Source organism: Candidatus Planktophila limnetica (assembly GCF_002288365.1).
In the GTDB taxonomy this organism is placed as follows: domain Bacteria; phylum Actinomycetota; class Actinomycetes; order Nanopelagicales; family Nanopelagicaceae; genus Planktophila; species Planktophila limnetica.
The window spans coordinates 426,602-442,086 of the sequence record NZ_CP016782.1 but is presented as its reverse complement, the minus strand read 5'-3'; the positions used below and the strand labels follow the sequence as shown (position 1 = coordinate 442,086).

Here is a 15,485-nt window from a genome sequence, read left to right as displayed (position 1 = left end):
AACTAGCGGTCCAATAAGTTCTGAGTTGGTGAGTAAGGCTTACCTGATTTGCGCTTTGCAATTGCACTTAATGCTTCAAGAACAACACGGTTAGCAAGTATTGCTGTGATATCTGCGCTATCAAATGCTGGCGCAACTTCAACAACATCAATTCCAACTACTGGTAGCTCTAGACAAATTCGACGAACCGCTTCGAGTAATTCGCGACTAGTCATTCCACCAGGTTCTGGGGTTCCTGTTCCGGGCGCCATGCCTGGATCAACTACATCGATATCTACAGATAAGAAAACGCCATCGCACTGATCGGTCAGCGTTGCAAAAGATTCATCTAAAACAACATTTAACCCGCGGTGATGAATTTCTGTCATTTCATAGCTGCGCATACCTTGATCGCGCATCCACTTCAGGGTTTGATCCCCTGGCCAATATCCACGTAAACCTAATTGCAAGAATTTATCGCCACGAACCGCACCAGATTCAATAAGGCGGCGCATCGGTGTTCCGTGTCCTTCAAGTGCTCCAAATTGTGAATCGCCAGTATCGGCGTGTGCATCAAAGTGAATCATCGAAATTTTCCCAAGTCCGCGGTGCGCTGCGATACCTGCAACATCGGCAGAGGCGATGGAGTGGTCTCCACCGAGAATCACAGGAATGATTCCGGCGCGTGAAATTTTTTCGGTTGCTACTGCCAACATTTCAAGAGATTTCTTTAAATCTCCACCAGGCATCAATAAATCTCCAGCATCTAAAACCTTTAAATCTTTAAGTCCATCTGTGCGAAGTGCCATATGTGGACGTTCACCATCATGTGGCAAGTAATCTCCACCGCGAATTGCTTGGGGACCAAACTTTGCGCCAGATCTATGCGATGTTCCGCTATCAATTGGTGCACCAATAATTATTACATCGGCTCCTTGATATGTCTTTGGATCATCGAGATCGCATTCACCAATACCGAGGAAGGTGAATTTAGGGCCATACATATTTCCAAAGTTTGCCATGGGTAGAGAATACTTCTAATTAATTAAGAATCGAAACCTAAACCAAGGCGATCTAAGAGTTTAAGCCAGAGATTTCGCTTGCCGTCATGCTCATCGGCGTAATTAATCGACCATTGAGTCAGACGAATGAAGAGAAATCTAAAAGGTTCTGGTGGAAATGGAAGTGGCTTTCTGCGAACCATCTTGAGGCGAGTTCGCTCTGTATCTAAGCCATCTACTAGATCTAACATCACCTGCGCACCAAATCGAGTGGATGCAACGCCAAGACCGGTAAATCCAAGAACATATGCAACACGGTTTCGATATGCGCGTCCCCAAAATGGTGAGAAGCGAGAGCATGTATCAATTGCTCCGCCCCAACCGTGAGTGAATTTAATACCCTTAAGTTGTGGAAAAGTTTCTAAGAAATCCGCAGCTAAATATGCATACGTCTCTGCATCAGTTTCATACTCTTGGCGAGCTTTACCGCGGAAGTGATAGATGGCGTCATAGCCACCCCACAAGATTGCTCCCTCAGAAGTTACGCGGTAATAATGGAATTGATTTCCAGCCTCTGACAAGCCTTCTTTACCTGCCCAGCCAATTGCCTTCCACTGTTCGGGCGTTAGTGGTTCTGTAACAACTTGAAAGTCATAAACCGGCACAACATATTTACGTGCACGCTTTATGAGAGATTTAAAAATATTTGTAGCAAGTGCGACTTTGTCAGCATAAACACTTCCGTACGGTGTGTGAACGATAATTCCATCGCTCGTGCGTTCTAGCCACTCTACTTTGCTATTCTCGAAGATTTTAACGCCGAGTTTGAGGCAAACTTTTTCCAAACCCCATACCAATCGAGCTGGATCAACAAGGGCTGTGCCATCGGCATCCCACAAACCACCTTTATAAATTGGTGAATTCACGCGAGCTTGAACTTCTGCTTGTGTTAAAAATTCAACATGATCTCCATATTGATTGCGCAGCTCAGCTTCTTCTTTCATTCCATCTAATTGCCAATCCTTCACAGCGATGCGAAGTTCTCCTGTGCGCTGCCAGTCGCAATCAATTCCATATTTTTTAATAGTCTCTTCAATTTCATTGAAGTTTTCGCGCCCCATACGTTCAAGATCTTGCATGTCATTTTTAAAACGGCTATACCCATTAAGAAATCCGTGAGTAAGGGATGAATTACAGAACCCGCCATTTCGTCCAGATGCACCGAATCCAGTTTCGCGTTGCTCAACAATGATGACTTCACGTTCTGGATTACGCTCTTTTGCTAATAGCGCAGTCCAAAGACCTGTGTAACCAGCTCCGACAATGCAAAGATCCGTTGTCACATCGCCAATTAACGTTGGATGTGGTTCTGGTTCTAGTGGATCAGCATCTAGCCAATAAAGTTCTGGCTGCATTACAGAGAGATGTTTAAGAATATGAGGGTCGATGTCTGACATCGCGCTATCCGGCCTTAACCGGAATCACCCCTTCAATCACAAATCGTAGTTGGCCCGGGTCCTCCGGAGTCCTAACCCCATAGTGCAGATATTTAGATATCTATCTGTAGTTCGCTATGGCTTGTTCATAGGTTAGCGGGCTTTTCTCCGACTGACAAGTTGACCCGCTATTACGATGAATAAAGCTAAGAAAAACATTGCAGAACCAATTACGTTGGCTTGTGCAGGGATTCCTCGTGCAGATGCAACATAAACAAACTTAGGAAAAGTTGTTAACGTGCCAGAGTTAAAGTTGGTAATAATAAAATCATCAAATGAAAGGCTAAATGCAAGTAATGCCGCACCGGCAATTCCTGGTGCTACTAGTGGCAAGGTAACTTTTCTAAAAGTTTGGAACTCATTTGCATAAAGATCCATCGCCGCTTGTTCAAGACGTGGGTCAAGGGATGCGATGCGCGCTTTAACCGTCACAACTACGAAAGAAATACAGAACATTACGTGGGCGATAACTACTGGCCAAAATCCTGGATTGACACCCAAATTTAAAAACATTGCTAGTAGGGATGCACCGAGTACAACTTCTGGTGTTGCCATTGGTAAGAAAATTAGGGTGTTCGTAGTGGATCTACCTTTGAATTGGTGGCGACCAAGTGCAAAAGCAATTAATGTTCCTAGCATCGTTGCTGCCACCGTCGAGATTAGTCCCACACGGATTGAGTTGCCGAGTGCTACACACACATCTGGAGCGCCACAAGGATTTTGCCAATTTCCTAGAGTGAAACCTTTCCAAACTAGATTGCTCTTACCTCCATTGTTAAATGAGAAGGCAAATGTGTATGCAACCGGAATGAAAAGATAGGTAAATCCCAGAACCATGTATACGCGTATGAGGTTCTTTCGAAACCACCAAGTAATTTTCATACGAGTTCCTCTGTTCCGGCCTTGCGGATATAAATTGTTACCAAGATCAAAATTGCAGCCATCAATGTAAATGAGAGCGCCGCAGCGGTTGGATAATCCACGATTTTAAAGAATCGAGATTCAATTACGTTGCCGAGCATCTTGGTGTTTGGATTTCCCAGAATTGCTGCGTTGACATAATCACCTGCTGCAGGAATAAATGTAAGAAGGGTTCCAGCAACTACTCCAGGCATCGATAGTGGCAACGTTACTTTTCTAAAAGTTGTGATTGCATTGGCATATAGATCTCCCGCTGCTTCCATCGTCCGCGGATCTATTCGCTCTAAGCTGGCATACAAGGGCAAGGTCATGAATGGTAAAAAGTTGTAGGTCATTCCCGTTACAACCGCAAAAGCACTTGCCGTCAGCGATGTATTTTCACCGATGATGTGTATACCGCGAAGTACTGCGATGACAGGGCCTTCTTCTCCAAGAATTTGCTTCCAGGCAATTGTACGGAGCAAAAATGATGTGAAAAATGGAGCAACGACTAGAACAAGCAATAAATTCTTATATTTCCCAGATTTAAATGCAATGCCATATGCCAATGGATAGGCAATGGCTAAAGCTAAAACTGTAGCTAAAAATGCATAGATGAACGAACGGCTGAATTGTTCCTTGTTATCAATAAATGCATCTATGTAATTTGCAAATCTAAATGTTTGCTCATAAGAACCAGTCTCACCATTTGCAACTGGAGTTTGTGTAGATGTTCGCGCGAGGTTAGCAATTGGCAGAACAAAGAATGTAAAGAGCCAGATAATTCCTGGTGCAAGCAGTAGATAAGGAAGTAAGGATCTCTTCTCTTTTAGGGAACTTACTTTAGAACCCGCTGCGTGCAAAAAGGCCATTACTCTTCATCCGCATGCACTTCAGAACCAGCGAATGCATCTTCGCGACCATCGAGAGCGAAAGTAAAGACTGGTTCCCATGAAAGAGTTACTGCATCGCCTTTTTCAAGTGGCGCAATGCCATCATCATTTTGCTCAAAAACCATAAGTTCTTGCTTCCATGGCATTTCAACTTGGTACTGAGTACTCACGCCAATGTATGAAGCATCAGAAATTACTCCACCGGTGAGAACATTTCCCGACATCGCTGTACCAGCAGGTTGAATACGAATCTTTTCAGGGCGAATTCCTGCAAGAACCGAAGAGTCTTTTGCATGGCTGCGATTCTTATTGATTTTGATCTTCTGGCCAAAGAGATCAACTACAAAGTTATCGCCATCATTTCCATCGATTTTTCCTTCGATCAGATTTGACTGACCAAGGAAGTTAGCAACGAATGCAGTCTTTGGATTATCGTAGAGATCGGCAGGTGTTCCCATCTGCTCAACTTTTCCTTCATTCATAACGGCAATCGTGTCAGCCATAGTCATAGCTTCTTCTTGATCATGTGTGACGTGCACGAATGTGATGCCCACTTCAGTTTGAATCCACTTAAGTTCGATCTGCATCTGTCGACGTAATTTGAGGTCGAGTGCGCCCAGTGGTTCATCAAGAAGTAATAACGCAGGTCGATTAACAATTGCGCGAGCAAGTGCAATGCGCTGTTGTTGGCCACCAGATAACTGCACAGGTTTGCGTTGGGCTAAATGCGGTAGCTCTACAAGGTTTAAAACCTTGTCTACGGCCTCTTTGACATCTTTGATACCGCGGCGGCGTAAACCAAATGCGATGTTTTCATAGATTGAAAGGTGTGGAAATAAGGCATAGTTTTGAAAAACAGTATTGACAGGACGTTGGTACGGACGTGAATGCGTAATGTCAGTATTGCCAATATGAATGCTTCCCTGAGTTGGTTCTTCTAAACCCGCGACCATTCGAAGTGTTGTAGTTTTTCCACAACCTGATGGACCGAGCAGTGCAAAGAAAGACCCTTCGGGAATGGTCAGCGTCAAATCATCAACTGCGGTGAAATCTCCGAAAGATTTTGTAACGTTAACAATTCGAAGATCACCACGAGTTGATGATGAAGCATCGGCCATTAGTTGCCGGCGGCTTCCTGGAATGCTGTTGTAAATGAAGTTTCCTCCGCTGGTGTTAATCCGCGGAATACCTTCACTTGTTGAAGAGTTTCTGCGGTTGGGAAGATGAATGGACTTGCAGCAAGAGCTGGGTCAATCTTTTCCATTTCCGCTTGTGCACCCTTTACAGGACAGATGTAATTTACGTATGCGGCAACTTCTGCCGCAACTGCTGGGTCGTAGTAATTATTAATGACCTTTTCAGCATTAGCTTTATTGGTAGAAGTCGATGGAATAAGCAAGTTATCACTCCACAACATTCCGCCTGATTCTGGAATTGCAAACTCAAACTTGCCATCATTTTCTGACGCAAGTTGGAAGAGGTCTCCAGACCAACCAATAACGGCAATTGCATCGCCGCTGATCAAATCTTCCTTGTAATCATTTCCCTTAACTTGGCGAATAAATCCATCTTTAATCATCTTTGCTAAGTAATCAACGGCGTTCATGTACTGATCTTCTGTGAAGTTCTGTGATGGATCTACGCCTTGGTACTGAAGAATAATTCCAATGGTGTCGCGAAGTTCGGAGAGAACTTCTACTTTGCCCTTGTTGGCTTTTGAAAATAGTTGATCAAGAGTTTTAACTCCCCCAGGAACTTTTTCTTTATTCCAACCAAAACCACCAAAGCCTGATTGCCATGTAAGAGATGACTTACGACCTGGATCAAAGTTAACGTTCGCGAGCGCATCTAGAATGTTTACCTTATTAGGAATATTTGCTGCATCTAATTCTTGTGCGTATCCCATGCGAATCCAACGACCAGCCATCCAGTCAGTTGGTGCAACGATGTCATACCCAATATCTTCACCGAGTTTTAGCTGGCCTTGTACTTTGCCCCAGAATTCATCGTTATCGTTGTAATCTTCTTTGTAATCAACGCTAATTCCAGATTCGGCAATAAATTTCTCAAGTGTTGGATATGACTGTGCCTCTGAGTCGTAATCTAAATACAGTGTCCAGTTTGCCCAACGCACAGCACCTTCTGTGCTGCCACCTGATGATGACCCACCACATGCTGTAAGTAACCCAGCAGCACTCAATCCACCAGCACCTGCAATCAGTGCACGACGTGACATTTGTGAATTAATTATTGAACGTGCTTCTGGTGAAAGTCGACGCTTTGATTCCATACGGGTGTGCTCCTTTGTGCAGTAGTTCGGGTGTGTGCTTATGCGCCTAGATTAGTCATAACATGCTTGATTCGGGTGTAATCCTCGAAGCCATATTGGGAAAGATCTTTTCCATATCCTGAGCGTTTGAAGCCTCCATGCGGCATTTCAGAGACCATCGGAATGTGCGTATTGATCCAGACAACTCCGAAATCCAGCGCCTTGGACATGCGCATTGCCCGGCCATGGTCCTTGGTCCAGACACTAGATGCCAAACCGTAATCAACGCCATTTCCCATAGCGATCGCTTGGGCCTCATCTTTGAACTTCTGAACCGTAATAACTGGCCCAAAGATTTCGCTTTGAATCATCTCATCATCTTGCTTGAGATCTGCCACAACGGTTGGGGCAAAGAAGAATCCAGGTTGATCTAGTTGAGATCCACCCGCCATGACGCGTGCATGAGATGGCGTGCGCTCTAAGAACCCAACAACTCGCTTGAGTTGATTCACATTATTTACAGGACCAACTAGAACGTCTTGATCAGGCATTCCGATTGCAATGTTGTTCTTTGCTTGATCTGCAAGCAGCGCTACGAATTCTTCATAGACGCCCTCTTGCACAATCACGCGTGTGGCAGCTGTGCAATCTTGACCAGAGTTAAAGTAACCAGCCAATGCAATTGCCTCGGCAGCTGCTGGTAAATCTGCATCATTGAAAACAACTACAGGTGCTTTTCCACCTAATTCAAGGTGCACACGCTTTAATTGTTTTGCTGCAGCGCCAGCAACTTCCATTCCTGCTCGCACTGAACCAGTAATTGAAACCATTGCAGGAGTTGGGTGATCAACAAGGGCTGCTCCTGTTTCACGTTCTCCACAAATAACATTGATAACACCTGCAGGTAAGAATTCACTCATTAATCGAGCCATCCACACAGTAGATGCAGGAGTTGTATCACTTGGCTTTAGTACAACTGTGTTTCCTGCAGCAATTGCTGGTGCCCATTTCCAAACAGCCATCATCATTGGGTAATTCCACGGTGTTACTTGAGCACACACACCAATTGGTTCGCGACGAATAAATGAAGTCATTCCGCGCATATATTCAGCCGCAGACTTTCCTTCAAGGTTACGCGCTGCACCTGCAAAGAATCTAATCTGATCTAACATCGGAGGCATTTCTTCAGATGTAGTAATTCCAATGGGCTTACCAGTATTTTGGCTCTCAATTTTTACGAGTTCTTCTGAACGAGATTCAATGGCATCGGCAATTTTTAACAGTGCGCGTTGACGCTCTGATGGTGTGGATTCGCGCCAAATAGGAAAGGCATCGGCTGCGGCTTTCATCGCCATATCTACATCTGCTGCATTTGAATTTGGCGCAGTGGCGAAAACCTGTCCTGTTGCCGGGTTAACTAAATCTGTTCTCTTGTCAGATTTTGATTCAACGCTCTTGCCGTTTATGAAGTTATTCAATTTTTCCATGGAGCGAGATTACGCCCTAGGGGCAAAAAAGTGTAGTTATTTTCCTGTGACATCTAAGATGTTGCCGTGGGAAATCAGGCAGAAGCAAGCCTCTGGTGGAGCAGTGCTGCCCATCCAACCTTCACGCCCGGCGAGCTAGAACGCCAGTGGGATGTCGTAATAGTTGGTGGTGGCTATTCCGGAATGTGGACGGCGCATCACCTACTTAATTCTTCACCAGATTTATCAATTGCAATACTTGAGGCGCACCAAGTTGGTTCTGGTGCCAGTGGTAGAAATGGTGGATGGGCTTCTGCTTTGTATCCCATTGAGGACAGCGCTTTAGCAAAACATGCCAGTGCGCAAAGCATTGCGGACTTACATACTGAACTTGAAAAATCTATCGATGAAATCGGTCAATTTGCCGCACAATCCCAAGAGAGCATCGCATTTATAAAAAGTGGCTCACTGACAGTTGCACGCAGTAACGCACAATTCAAACGCATAAAAAAGGGCTTACTCCCCCGTGAAAGCATCCTGGATAAAGATCAAACTCTGTTGAAAATCAAAATGTCAGACACTGTTGGTGCATCCTTTAATCCAGATTGTGCGACCATTAATCCCACTCAATTAGTTGTTGCACTTGCAAAATCTTTAGCACAACGCGGAGTACATATCTTTGAAAATACCTTTGCTGATCTCTCATCAGATGGAGTTGTTAAGGTTAAAGGTAAGAGAATCGAATCTAAATTTGTAGTTCGTGCTATTGAGGCCTATCACGAGAAAAACAGAGAACAAATTCCGATTTATTCCCTGATGATTGCAACAGAGCCCCTGCCTGATGAGTTTTGGAATAAATATGGTTTGGATAATCGCCCAACTTTTCATGAGAATCGACACCTTGTTACATATGCTCAAAGAACAGCCGATAATCGAATTGCAATGGGTGGACGTGGAGCGCCATATAAATGGGGGTCTGCGCGAAGTAACAAGTCAGAACAGCACGCAAAAATTCATAAGCAACTCAGAGAAACTGCGATCCAATGGTTTCCTGAATTAAAGAATTACTCATTCACTCATGCATGGGGTGGAGCCGTAACTGTTAAGCGAGATTGGGCACCATATTTGCAATGGGATGGCCGCTTTGGCGCCTTCGGCGGATATGTTGGAGATGGCGTCACGCTTTCCTATCTTGCAGCACATTCAATGGCCGATCTCATTCTCGGGAAAAATAGCGTCCGCGCATCTTTGCCATACGTTGGATGGAAGAGTGCGAATTGGGAACCAGAACCATTTCGATGGCTCGGTGTTAATTTAGGAATCAAACTTTCAGAACTTGCAGACATTGAAGAAAAGATTACGAGACGTCCAAGTTTGCTCGGCAAACTTATTGAAAAACTACTTTAGCTTTTCGGCTGCTGCCAATTGACCGCACGCACCATCGATTTCGCGTCCGCGTGTATCTCGAACTGTCACTGCAACGCCATAACCTTCAAGGATTCTGACAAACTCTTTTTCATCCTGAGGTCTGGACGCAGTCCATTTCGAACCTGGTGTTGGGTTAAGTGGAATCAAATTAACATGTGCATTTCGATTTTTGAGAAGTCTGCCTAAGAGATCCGCGCGCCATGATTGATCGTTGATATCTCGAATCATTGCGTACTCAATTGAATACCGGCGCCCAGTTTTCTTCTCATATGCATCGGCTGCGGCAAGAACTTCTTTGACTTTCCAGCGCGAATTAATAGGAACCAACGTATCTCGTAACTCATCATCTGGAGTATGAAGTGAAACAGCTAAAGTGACTGAAATGCCCTCTTCAGTTAATTTCTCAATTCCGTTTACAACTCCAACAGTTGACACTGTTACTGAGCGTGCACTGATTCCAAGTCCATCTGGAGTTGGAGTGGTGATGTTTCGAACGGTTCGCATTACAGCGTTGTAATTGGCAAGGGGTTCTCCCATGCCCATAAAGACAACGTTTGATAAACGAGTTGGCCCACCAGGTAATTCGCCATTGGCGCAGGCACGGGCGGCTGCGACAATTTGTTCTGTAATTTCAGCCGCGCTTAAGTTTCGAGTAAGTCCTGCCTGCCCAGTTGCGCAGAAAGGACAATTCATTCCGCACCCGGCTTGAGATGAAATACAAACAGTTGTGCGATCGGTATAACGCATTAACACGCTTTCGACTAAAACTCCGTCGTGTAATTTCCACAGATCTTTGCGTGTCATACCGTTATCACAGGTAACAGAGCGAACAAGTGTGATCATCTGAGGTATGAAATGTTCACGAATTTGATCATGCATTGTTGCCGGAATATCAGTCCAATCACTTGGATCACTTGATAGATGAGTGAAGTAATGATTAGCAACTTGATTTGCTCTAAATGCAGGTAAACCTAAACCGGTTGCAATCTCGCGGCGATCCTCAGGTGAGTAATCAGCTAGATGCTTAGGTGCTTTCTTTCTTTGCACTGGCTCATCAAAAACGAGCTTAATTTCGGTCATGAGAAACGCTTAACAAGTTCGAGTGCTAAAACCAGAGCAGGTGCAGATAATAAAACAGAATCTAAACGATCTAACACTCCGCCATGTCCTGGAAGAATCGAACCCATGTCCTTGAGTGATAAGTCTCTCTTCATTGCACTTTCGATGAGATCTCCACTAGTTGCAGTGAAAACAATTACTAAACCTACGACGATGCCAATCCACCATTGAAGTTCAAGGATGTAATGAAAACAAAGCGCGCCACCCACTGGTGTGAAAATAATTGAACCAATGAGGCCTTCCCAAGATTTTTTGGGACTGATAGCTGGAACAAGTGGATGACGTCCTATGAGCACGCCGACTAGATAACCGAATGTGTCATTGCAGCCAACCAGAATTACGAATGTCATTACGCGTGCAAGTCCGTCACTTGGATGGCCTAATAGAATTAAAAAACCAGCTAGAAATGGTAGATAAATTAATCCAAAGGCCGTAGCCGTTGCACTGCGAACAAAATCATGAGGTCCTTTACGTAATCGCAGAATAAGCAGAATAGGAAAAGCGATTGCCGTTCCTACTACCAATCCTTCGACACCATCTATCCATGTTGCATATATCAAGCCAATTGTTGCAAGATTAAGAGATACCGATGAAACCTCGATGTTTGCTACGCCAAATGCGCGAACTAACTCGCGAATTGCTAGTGAAATAACGATGGCAATTAAGAGGGCAAACAAAACACGTGCATAGGCCAAACTCAACCAAATAAGGCCTACCAAAGACAAGCCAACAAAAATCGAAGGCAGGAGTTTGCGCCCAGCCTTAGCGTTTATCGCTTCATTAATTGAATGCAGATCAGACACGTCGGATATGCGATTCTCAAACTTCGAGAAGTTCGCTCTCCTTATGCTTAAGCAGTTCATCGATTTTAGTGACATGATCGCCAGTAATTTTCTCTAATTCTTTTTCCCCGCGAGCCAAATCATCTTTACCAATATGACCATCTTTTTCTAATTTCTCTATGGCTTCTTTTGCAGCACGGCGGATATTGCGCATTGAAACCTTTGAATCTTCAGCCTTTGTTCTGGCCACTTTGATGTAATCCTTGCGGCGCTCTTCTGTGAGTTGTGGAAAATTAACTCTGATGACAACGCCATCACTGCCTGGATTTACACCAAGTTCTGATTCACGTATTGCTTTTTCTATTGATGCCATTGCGCCTTTATCAAAAGGTGAAATTAACGCCATGCGTGCTTCTGGAACCTGGATTGATGCAAGCTGTGACAAAGATGTGTAGGTACCGTAGTAATCAACCATAATTTTATTAAAAAGTGATGGATGTGCACGGCCTGTGCGAATTGCACCAAAATCTTCTTTGGCGACATCAACAGCCTTGTTCATCTTGGTTTCCGCATCTTTAAGTACGGTTGCTATGTCTGACATCAGGACTCCTTAGTAGCCTCATCGCTTACGCGACAAGGGTTCCGATCGTTTCACCGCGTACTGCGCGACCGATATTTCCTTTTGTCATGAGGTCAAAAACCACGATTGGTAATTTGTTCTCACGGCATAAACTAAAAGCTGCTGCATCAGCAACAGCCAAAGATTTACTCAAAACTTCGTCATATGAGATCGTGTCGTACTTCTTCGCACTTGGATCCTTCTTCGGATCAGCGTTGTAAACACCGTCAACACCGCTCTTAGCTAGAAGCAGAGCTTCTGAACCAACTTCCAGTGCACGCTGTGCTGCGACTGTATCTGTTGTGAAGAAAGGCATTCCTGCGCCAGCACCGAAAATTACAACTCGACCTTTTTCAAGGTGGCGAATTGCTCTGCGTGGAATATATGGCTCTGCAACTTGTCCCATTGTGATCGCAGTTTGCACGCGAGTATCAACGCCCTCTTTTTCTAAGAAATCTTGGAGTGCTAAACAGTTCATGACAGTTCCGAGCATTCCCATGTAGTCAGCGCGCGCACGATCCATTCCACGCTGTTGTAACTCTGCGCCGCGGAAATAATTTCCACCGCCGACGACAACACTTATTTGAACTCCAGAACGCACAACATCTGCTATTTGTTTTGCAACATCTTGCACAACATCTGGATCAACACCGATGCCTTTTTCTCCACCGAAAACTTCTCCGGAAAGTTTAAGGAGCACTCGCCCGTATTTACCTCTGGTACCGGGCATGAGTGCTCCTTTCACAACTTGGTGTGTTATAGAAGATAGTTTACTGACCTACGCGGAAACGGTGGAATGCCTTGACGGCGGTTCCTGCTTCATCGAGGATCTGCTTCACAGTCTTCTTGGCATCCTTAGCGAATGCTTGTTCGATCAAGCTAACTTCCTTGACGAAACCAGTGACTCGACCTTCAATGATTTTTGAAAGTGACGCTTCTGGCTTGCCTTCTTCGCGAGCGGTCTCTTCTGCAATACGACGCTCGTTTTCGATCAGATCTGCTGGAACGTCTTCGCGATGAACGAATTTAGGTGCAAATGCTGCAATGTGCTGGGCAACATCTTTTCCAACTTCTGCTGCTTCTTTAGCGAGTGAAACCAAAACTCCGACCTGAGGTGGAAGATCTGGGCTTGTCTTGTGTAGGTACAAACCAACTGGACCATTTACAACAGCAACATTGCGAATTTCGATCTTTTCGCCAAGTGTTGCGTTGCCCTCATCGATGACAGATTGCACACTCTTGCCACTTGCCATTGAAGATGCAAGGAAGGCTTCGACACTATCTGTTTTAGATGTCAACAAGTGATCAATTAATTCATCTCCGAGTGCAATAAAGCGCTCACCCTTTGCAACGAAGTCAGTTTCGCAGTTAAGTTCGAGCATTACTCCAACTTCGCCTGAAACTTTTGCAACAACTAAACCATTTGATGTCAGACGGCCTTCACGCTTTGTAACGCCCTTAAGACCTTTGACACGAATGATTTCTACAGCTTTGTCGTAGTCACCATTTGCTTCATCAAGTGCCTTTTTGCAATCGAGCATTCCTGCTGCAGTTGCTTCACGCAGTTTCTTTACATCTTCTGCTGAATAAGCCACGTGTTAAGCCTCCACTGGAGTTGATGGTGCTGCTTGCGTTGCTTCTTTTTCCCAGTCTGCCAATGGTTCATCGGCTGCAACAACTGGAGCCTCAGTCTTTGTCTCTTCTTTTACAACAGCTGAGCGAGCTTGTAGGCCAGCAACGATTGCATCTGTAATTACGCGAGTGAGCAAACCAATTGAACGGATTGCGTCATCGTTACCAGGAATCTTGAAATCAACTTCGTCTGGATCGCAATTTGTATCCAAAATAGCAATAACTGGAATGCCGAGCTTCTTTGCTTCAGCGACAGCTAAGTGCTCTTTCTTTGTATCTACAACCCAAATTGCACTTGGCAACTTAGTCATGTTGCGGATTCCATCAAGGTTCTTGTGAAGCTTTTCGCGCTCACGACGGAGTACTAGAAGTTCTTTCTTAGTAAGCAACATGTCATTAGTTGCTTCTAGTGCTTCTAGTTCCTTGAGGCGCTGAATGCGCTTGTACACAGTTGGGAAGTTAGTCAACATACCGCCGAGCCAACGCTCAGTAACAGTAGGCATTCCAACTCGTGCGGCTTGAGCGATGATTGGCTCTTGTGCCGCTTTCTTTGTTCCGACGAACAAAACATGTCCGCCCTTTGCAACGACATCTTTAACAAACTCGTATGCATTATCAATAAGTGCAAGTGATTGTTGGATATCGATGATGTAGATGCCATTGCGCTCTGTGAAAATAAAGCGCTTCATCTTTGGATTCCAGCGACGTGTTTGATGTCCAAAGTGGACTCCACTGTCGAGGAGTTCTCGCATTGTTACAACAGCCATGATGGCGTGCTCCTTCATAGGTTATTTCTGCTTAGCAAAAATAACCCGCTCGGTTATTGGTTTAACAATTTGTTAAACCCGTCGCACTCGTCATCTACCAGCGAACTGGACCGAAATGATTTTCGACTAAGTCGAATGAGTGCTGAGATGTCACCAGATTGCTCTGGTGCGGGTGAAATCTTACCTGAGGTTCAGGAGTGCAAAATCCACGCGTTATGCGCGGGGATGGGCCTGCTTATACGCTTTTTGCAAACGCTCGGTGGATACGTGGGTATAAATCTGCGTTGTTGCAAGAGATGCGTGTCCCAAAATTTCCTGCACAGTTCGCAAATCTGCCCCGCCTTCGAGCAGATGAGTTGCAGCTGAATGTCGCAGGGCGTGTGGCCCTAATTTTTCTAATCCTTCGATGGCACTTAAAGCTTCGTAAACCACTGTGCGAACTGTGCGTTGATCAATTCGTTTGCCTCGCGTACCAAGAAAGAGCGCAGAACCTGATTTATCGGATGCGATTTGTGGGCGTGCGTTATCAACCCAATTCTTTAAAGCTTTCATAGCTGGAATTCCAATTGGAATGGAGCGTTCTTTATTTCCCTTACCGATGACACGAATAGCCTGGCGGTCATAATCAATTGCCTCGAAATCCAAACCGCATAACTCTGCAACACGAGCACCACTTGCATACAAAATTTCTAGCATTGCACTGTCACGAATGGCTAATGGAGAATCTTCTTCGCCTGCTCTCATCGCCATTGACTCCATCACGTCTCTGGCATCGTTGACACCTAAGACATCGGGCAACACTCTGTGTCCCTTAGGTGTTGCAAGTGTTACGCCAATATCTTTGGATAAATAACCATTTTTTTGTGCCCATTTAGTAAATAATCGAATCGTTACTGCGCGCCGAGCAAGTGTGGTTCTTGCGCCGCCTTTGACTGAGATATTTGCTAACCACGAACGAATATGTGAAATATCAATTCCTTGAAGATCTGTAATTCCCAGTGCTTGTAGATGAGTAAAAAAGCTTTCTAAATCACCAGCATATGCACGAATGGTGTGAAGTGAGAGATCTCGCTTTATATGTAAATCATTTTCAAAAGCGACACGTACATCATTTAATGTAGGTGTTGACATGGG

At 44.8% G+C, this 15,485-nt stretch carries 15 protein-coding genes; 1 reads left to right on the top strand and 14 read right to left on the bottom strand.

Annotated features, from left to right (window positions below; translation table 11 throughout):
• Nucleotides 1-2: 2 nt before the first annotated feature.
• The 7 genes from speB to PHILAsVB114_RS02365 form a co-directional block, all read right to left on the bottom strand.
• Nucleotides 3-1,001 carry an agmatinase gene (gene speB, locus PHILAsVB114_RS02395; RefSeq protein WP_095697804.1) on the bottom strand — a complete coding sequence of 333 codons (999 nt, stop codon included), beginning with the start codon at nt 999-1,001 and terminating at the stop codon, nt 3-5.
• A gap of 23 nt (nt 1,002-1,024) precedes the next feature.
• On the bottom strand, nt 1,025-2,437 hold the full coding sequence (locus tag PHILAsVB114_RS02390) for an NAD(P)/FAD-dependent oxidoreductase (protein ID WP_095697803.1): 1,413 nt from the start codon (nt 2,435-2,437) through the stop codon (nt 1,025-1,027).
• Between the two features lie 132 nt (nt 2,438-2,569).
• Nucleotides 2,570-3,358: an ABC transporter permease gene (locus PHILAsVB114_RS02385; RefSeq protein WP_095697802.1), complete on the bottom strand. Its 789-nt coding sequence runs from the start codon at nt 3,356-3,358 to the stop codon at nt 2,570-2,572.
• Nucleotides 3,355-4,248, bottom strand: coding sequence for an ABC transporter permease (locus PHILAsVB114_RS02380; protein ID WP_095697801.1), 894 nt, complete (start codon nt 4,246-4,248; stop codon nt 3,355-3,357). The genes PHILAsVB114_RS02385 and PHILAsVB114_RS02380 overlap by 4 nt, the downstream gene beginning before the upstream one ends.
• Entirely contained in the window at nt 4,248-5,387 is a 1,140-nt protein-coding gene (locus PHILAsVB114_RS02375; RefSeq protein ID WP_095697800.1) for an ABC transporter ATP-binding protein, read from the bottom strand. Before PHILAsVB114_RS02375 ends, PHILAsVB114_RS02380 begins: the two co-directional genes overlap by 1 nt.
• Nucleotides 5,387-6,559: an ABC transporter substrate-binding protein gene (locus PHILAsVB114_RS02370; protein ID WP_095697799.1), complete on the bottom strand. Its 1,173-nt coding sequence runs from the start codon at nt 6,557-6,559 to the stop codon at nt 5,387-5,389. The genes PHILAsVB114_RS02375 and PHILAsVB114_RS02370 overlap by 1 nt, the downstream gene beginning before the upstream one ends.
• Before the next feature lie 38 nt (nt 6,560-6,597).
• Nucleotides 6,598-8,025 carry a gamma-aminobutyraldehyde dehydrogenase gene (locus tag PHILAsVB114_RS02365; protein ID WP_095697798.1) on the bottom strand — a complete coding sequence of 476 codons (1,428 nt, stop codon included), beginning with the start codon at nt 8,023-8,025 and terminating at the stop codon, nt 6,598-6,600.
• A 66-nt stretch (nt 8,026-8,091) separates the two neighbouring features.
• Here PHILAsVB114_RS02365 and PHILAsVB114_RS02360 point away from each other — a divergent pair, with 66 nt between their 5' ends.
• Nucleotides 8,092-9,411 carry an NAD(P)/FAD-dependent oxidoreductase gene (locus PHILAsVB114_RS02360; RefSeq protein WP_095697797.1) on the top strand — a complete coding sequence of 440 codons (1,320 nt, stop codon included), beginning with the start codon at nt 8,092-8,094 and terminating at the stop codon, nt 9,409-9,411.
• On the opposite strand, the gene rlmN is transcribed toward PHILAsVB114_RS02360, so the two are convergent.
• From rlmN to PHILAsVB114_RS02325, 7 genes are all read right to left on the bottom strand, one after another.
• Nucleotides 9,403-10,512, bottom strand: a complete 1,110-nt coding sequence (gene rlmN / locus PHILAsVB114_RS02355) for a dual-specificity RNA methyltransferase RlmN (RefSeq protein ID WP_095697796.1) — start codon at nt 10,510-10,512, stop codon at nt 9,403-9,405. The genes PHILAsVB114_RS02360 and rlmN overlap by 9 nt on opposite strands.
• On the bottom strand, nt 10,509-11,354 hold the full coding sequence (locus PHILAsVB114_RS02350; RefSeq protein WP_095697795.1) for a phosphatidate cytidylyltransferase: 846 nt from the start codon (nt 11,352-11,354) through the stop codon (nt 10,509-10,511). The genes rlmN and PHILAsVB114_RS02350 overlap by 4 nt, the downstream gene beginning before the upstream one ends.
• A 16-nt stretch (nt 11,355-11,370) precedes the next feature.
• The gene (gene frr, locus PHILAsVB114_RS02345; protein ID WP_095697794.1) at nt 11,371-11,934 is read right to left on the bottom strand and encodes a ribosome recycling factor; all 564 of its coding nucleotides are present in this window, start codon (nt 11,932-11,934) and stop codon (nt 11,371-11,373) included.
• Nucleotides 11,935-11,959: 25 nt separating this feature from the next.
• On the bottom strand, nt 11,960-12,682 hold the full coding sequence (gene pyrH / locus PHILAsVB114_RS02340) for a UMP kinase (protein WP_095697793.1): 723 nt from the start codon (nt 12,680-12,682) through the stop codon (nt 11,960-11,962).
• A gap of 40 nt (nt 12,683-12,722) precedes the next feature.
• Complete coding sequence (gene tsf, locus PHILAsVB114_RS02335) at nt 12,723-13,547, bottom strand: translation elongation factor Ts (RefSeq protein WP_095697792.1); 825 nt, start codon at nt 13,545-13,547, stop codon at nt 12,723-12,725.
• Between the two features lie 3 nt (nt 13,548-13,550).
• The gene (rpsB, locus tag PHILAsVB114_RS02330) at nt 13,551-14,351 is read right to left on the bottom strand and encodes a 30S ribosomal protein S2 (RefSeq protein ID WP_095697791.1); all 801 of its coding nucleotides are present in this window, start codon (nt 14,349-14,351) and stop codon (nt 13,551-13,553) included.
• A gap of 213 nt (nt 14,352-14,564) precedes the next feature.
• On the bottom strand, nt 14,565-15,482 hold the full coding sequence (locus PHILAsVB114_RS02325) for a tyrosine recombinase XerC (protein ID WP_095697790.1): 918 nt from the start codon (nt 15,480-15,482) through the stop codon (nt 14,565-14,567).
• Nucleotides 15,483-15,485: the final 3 nt, after the last annotated feature.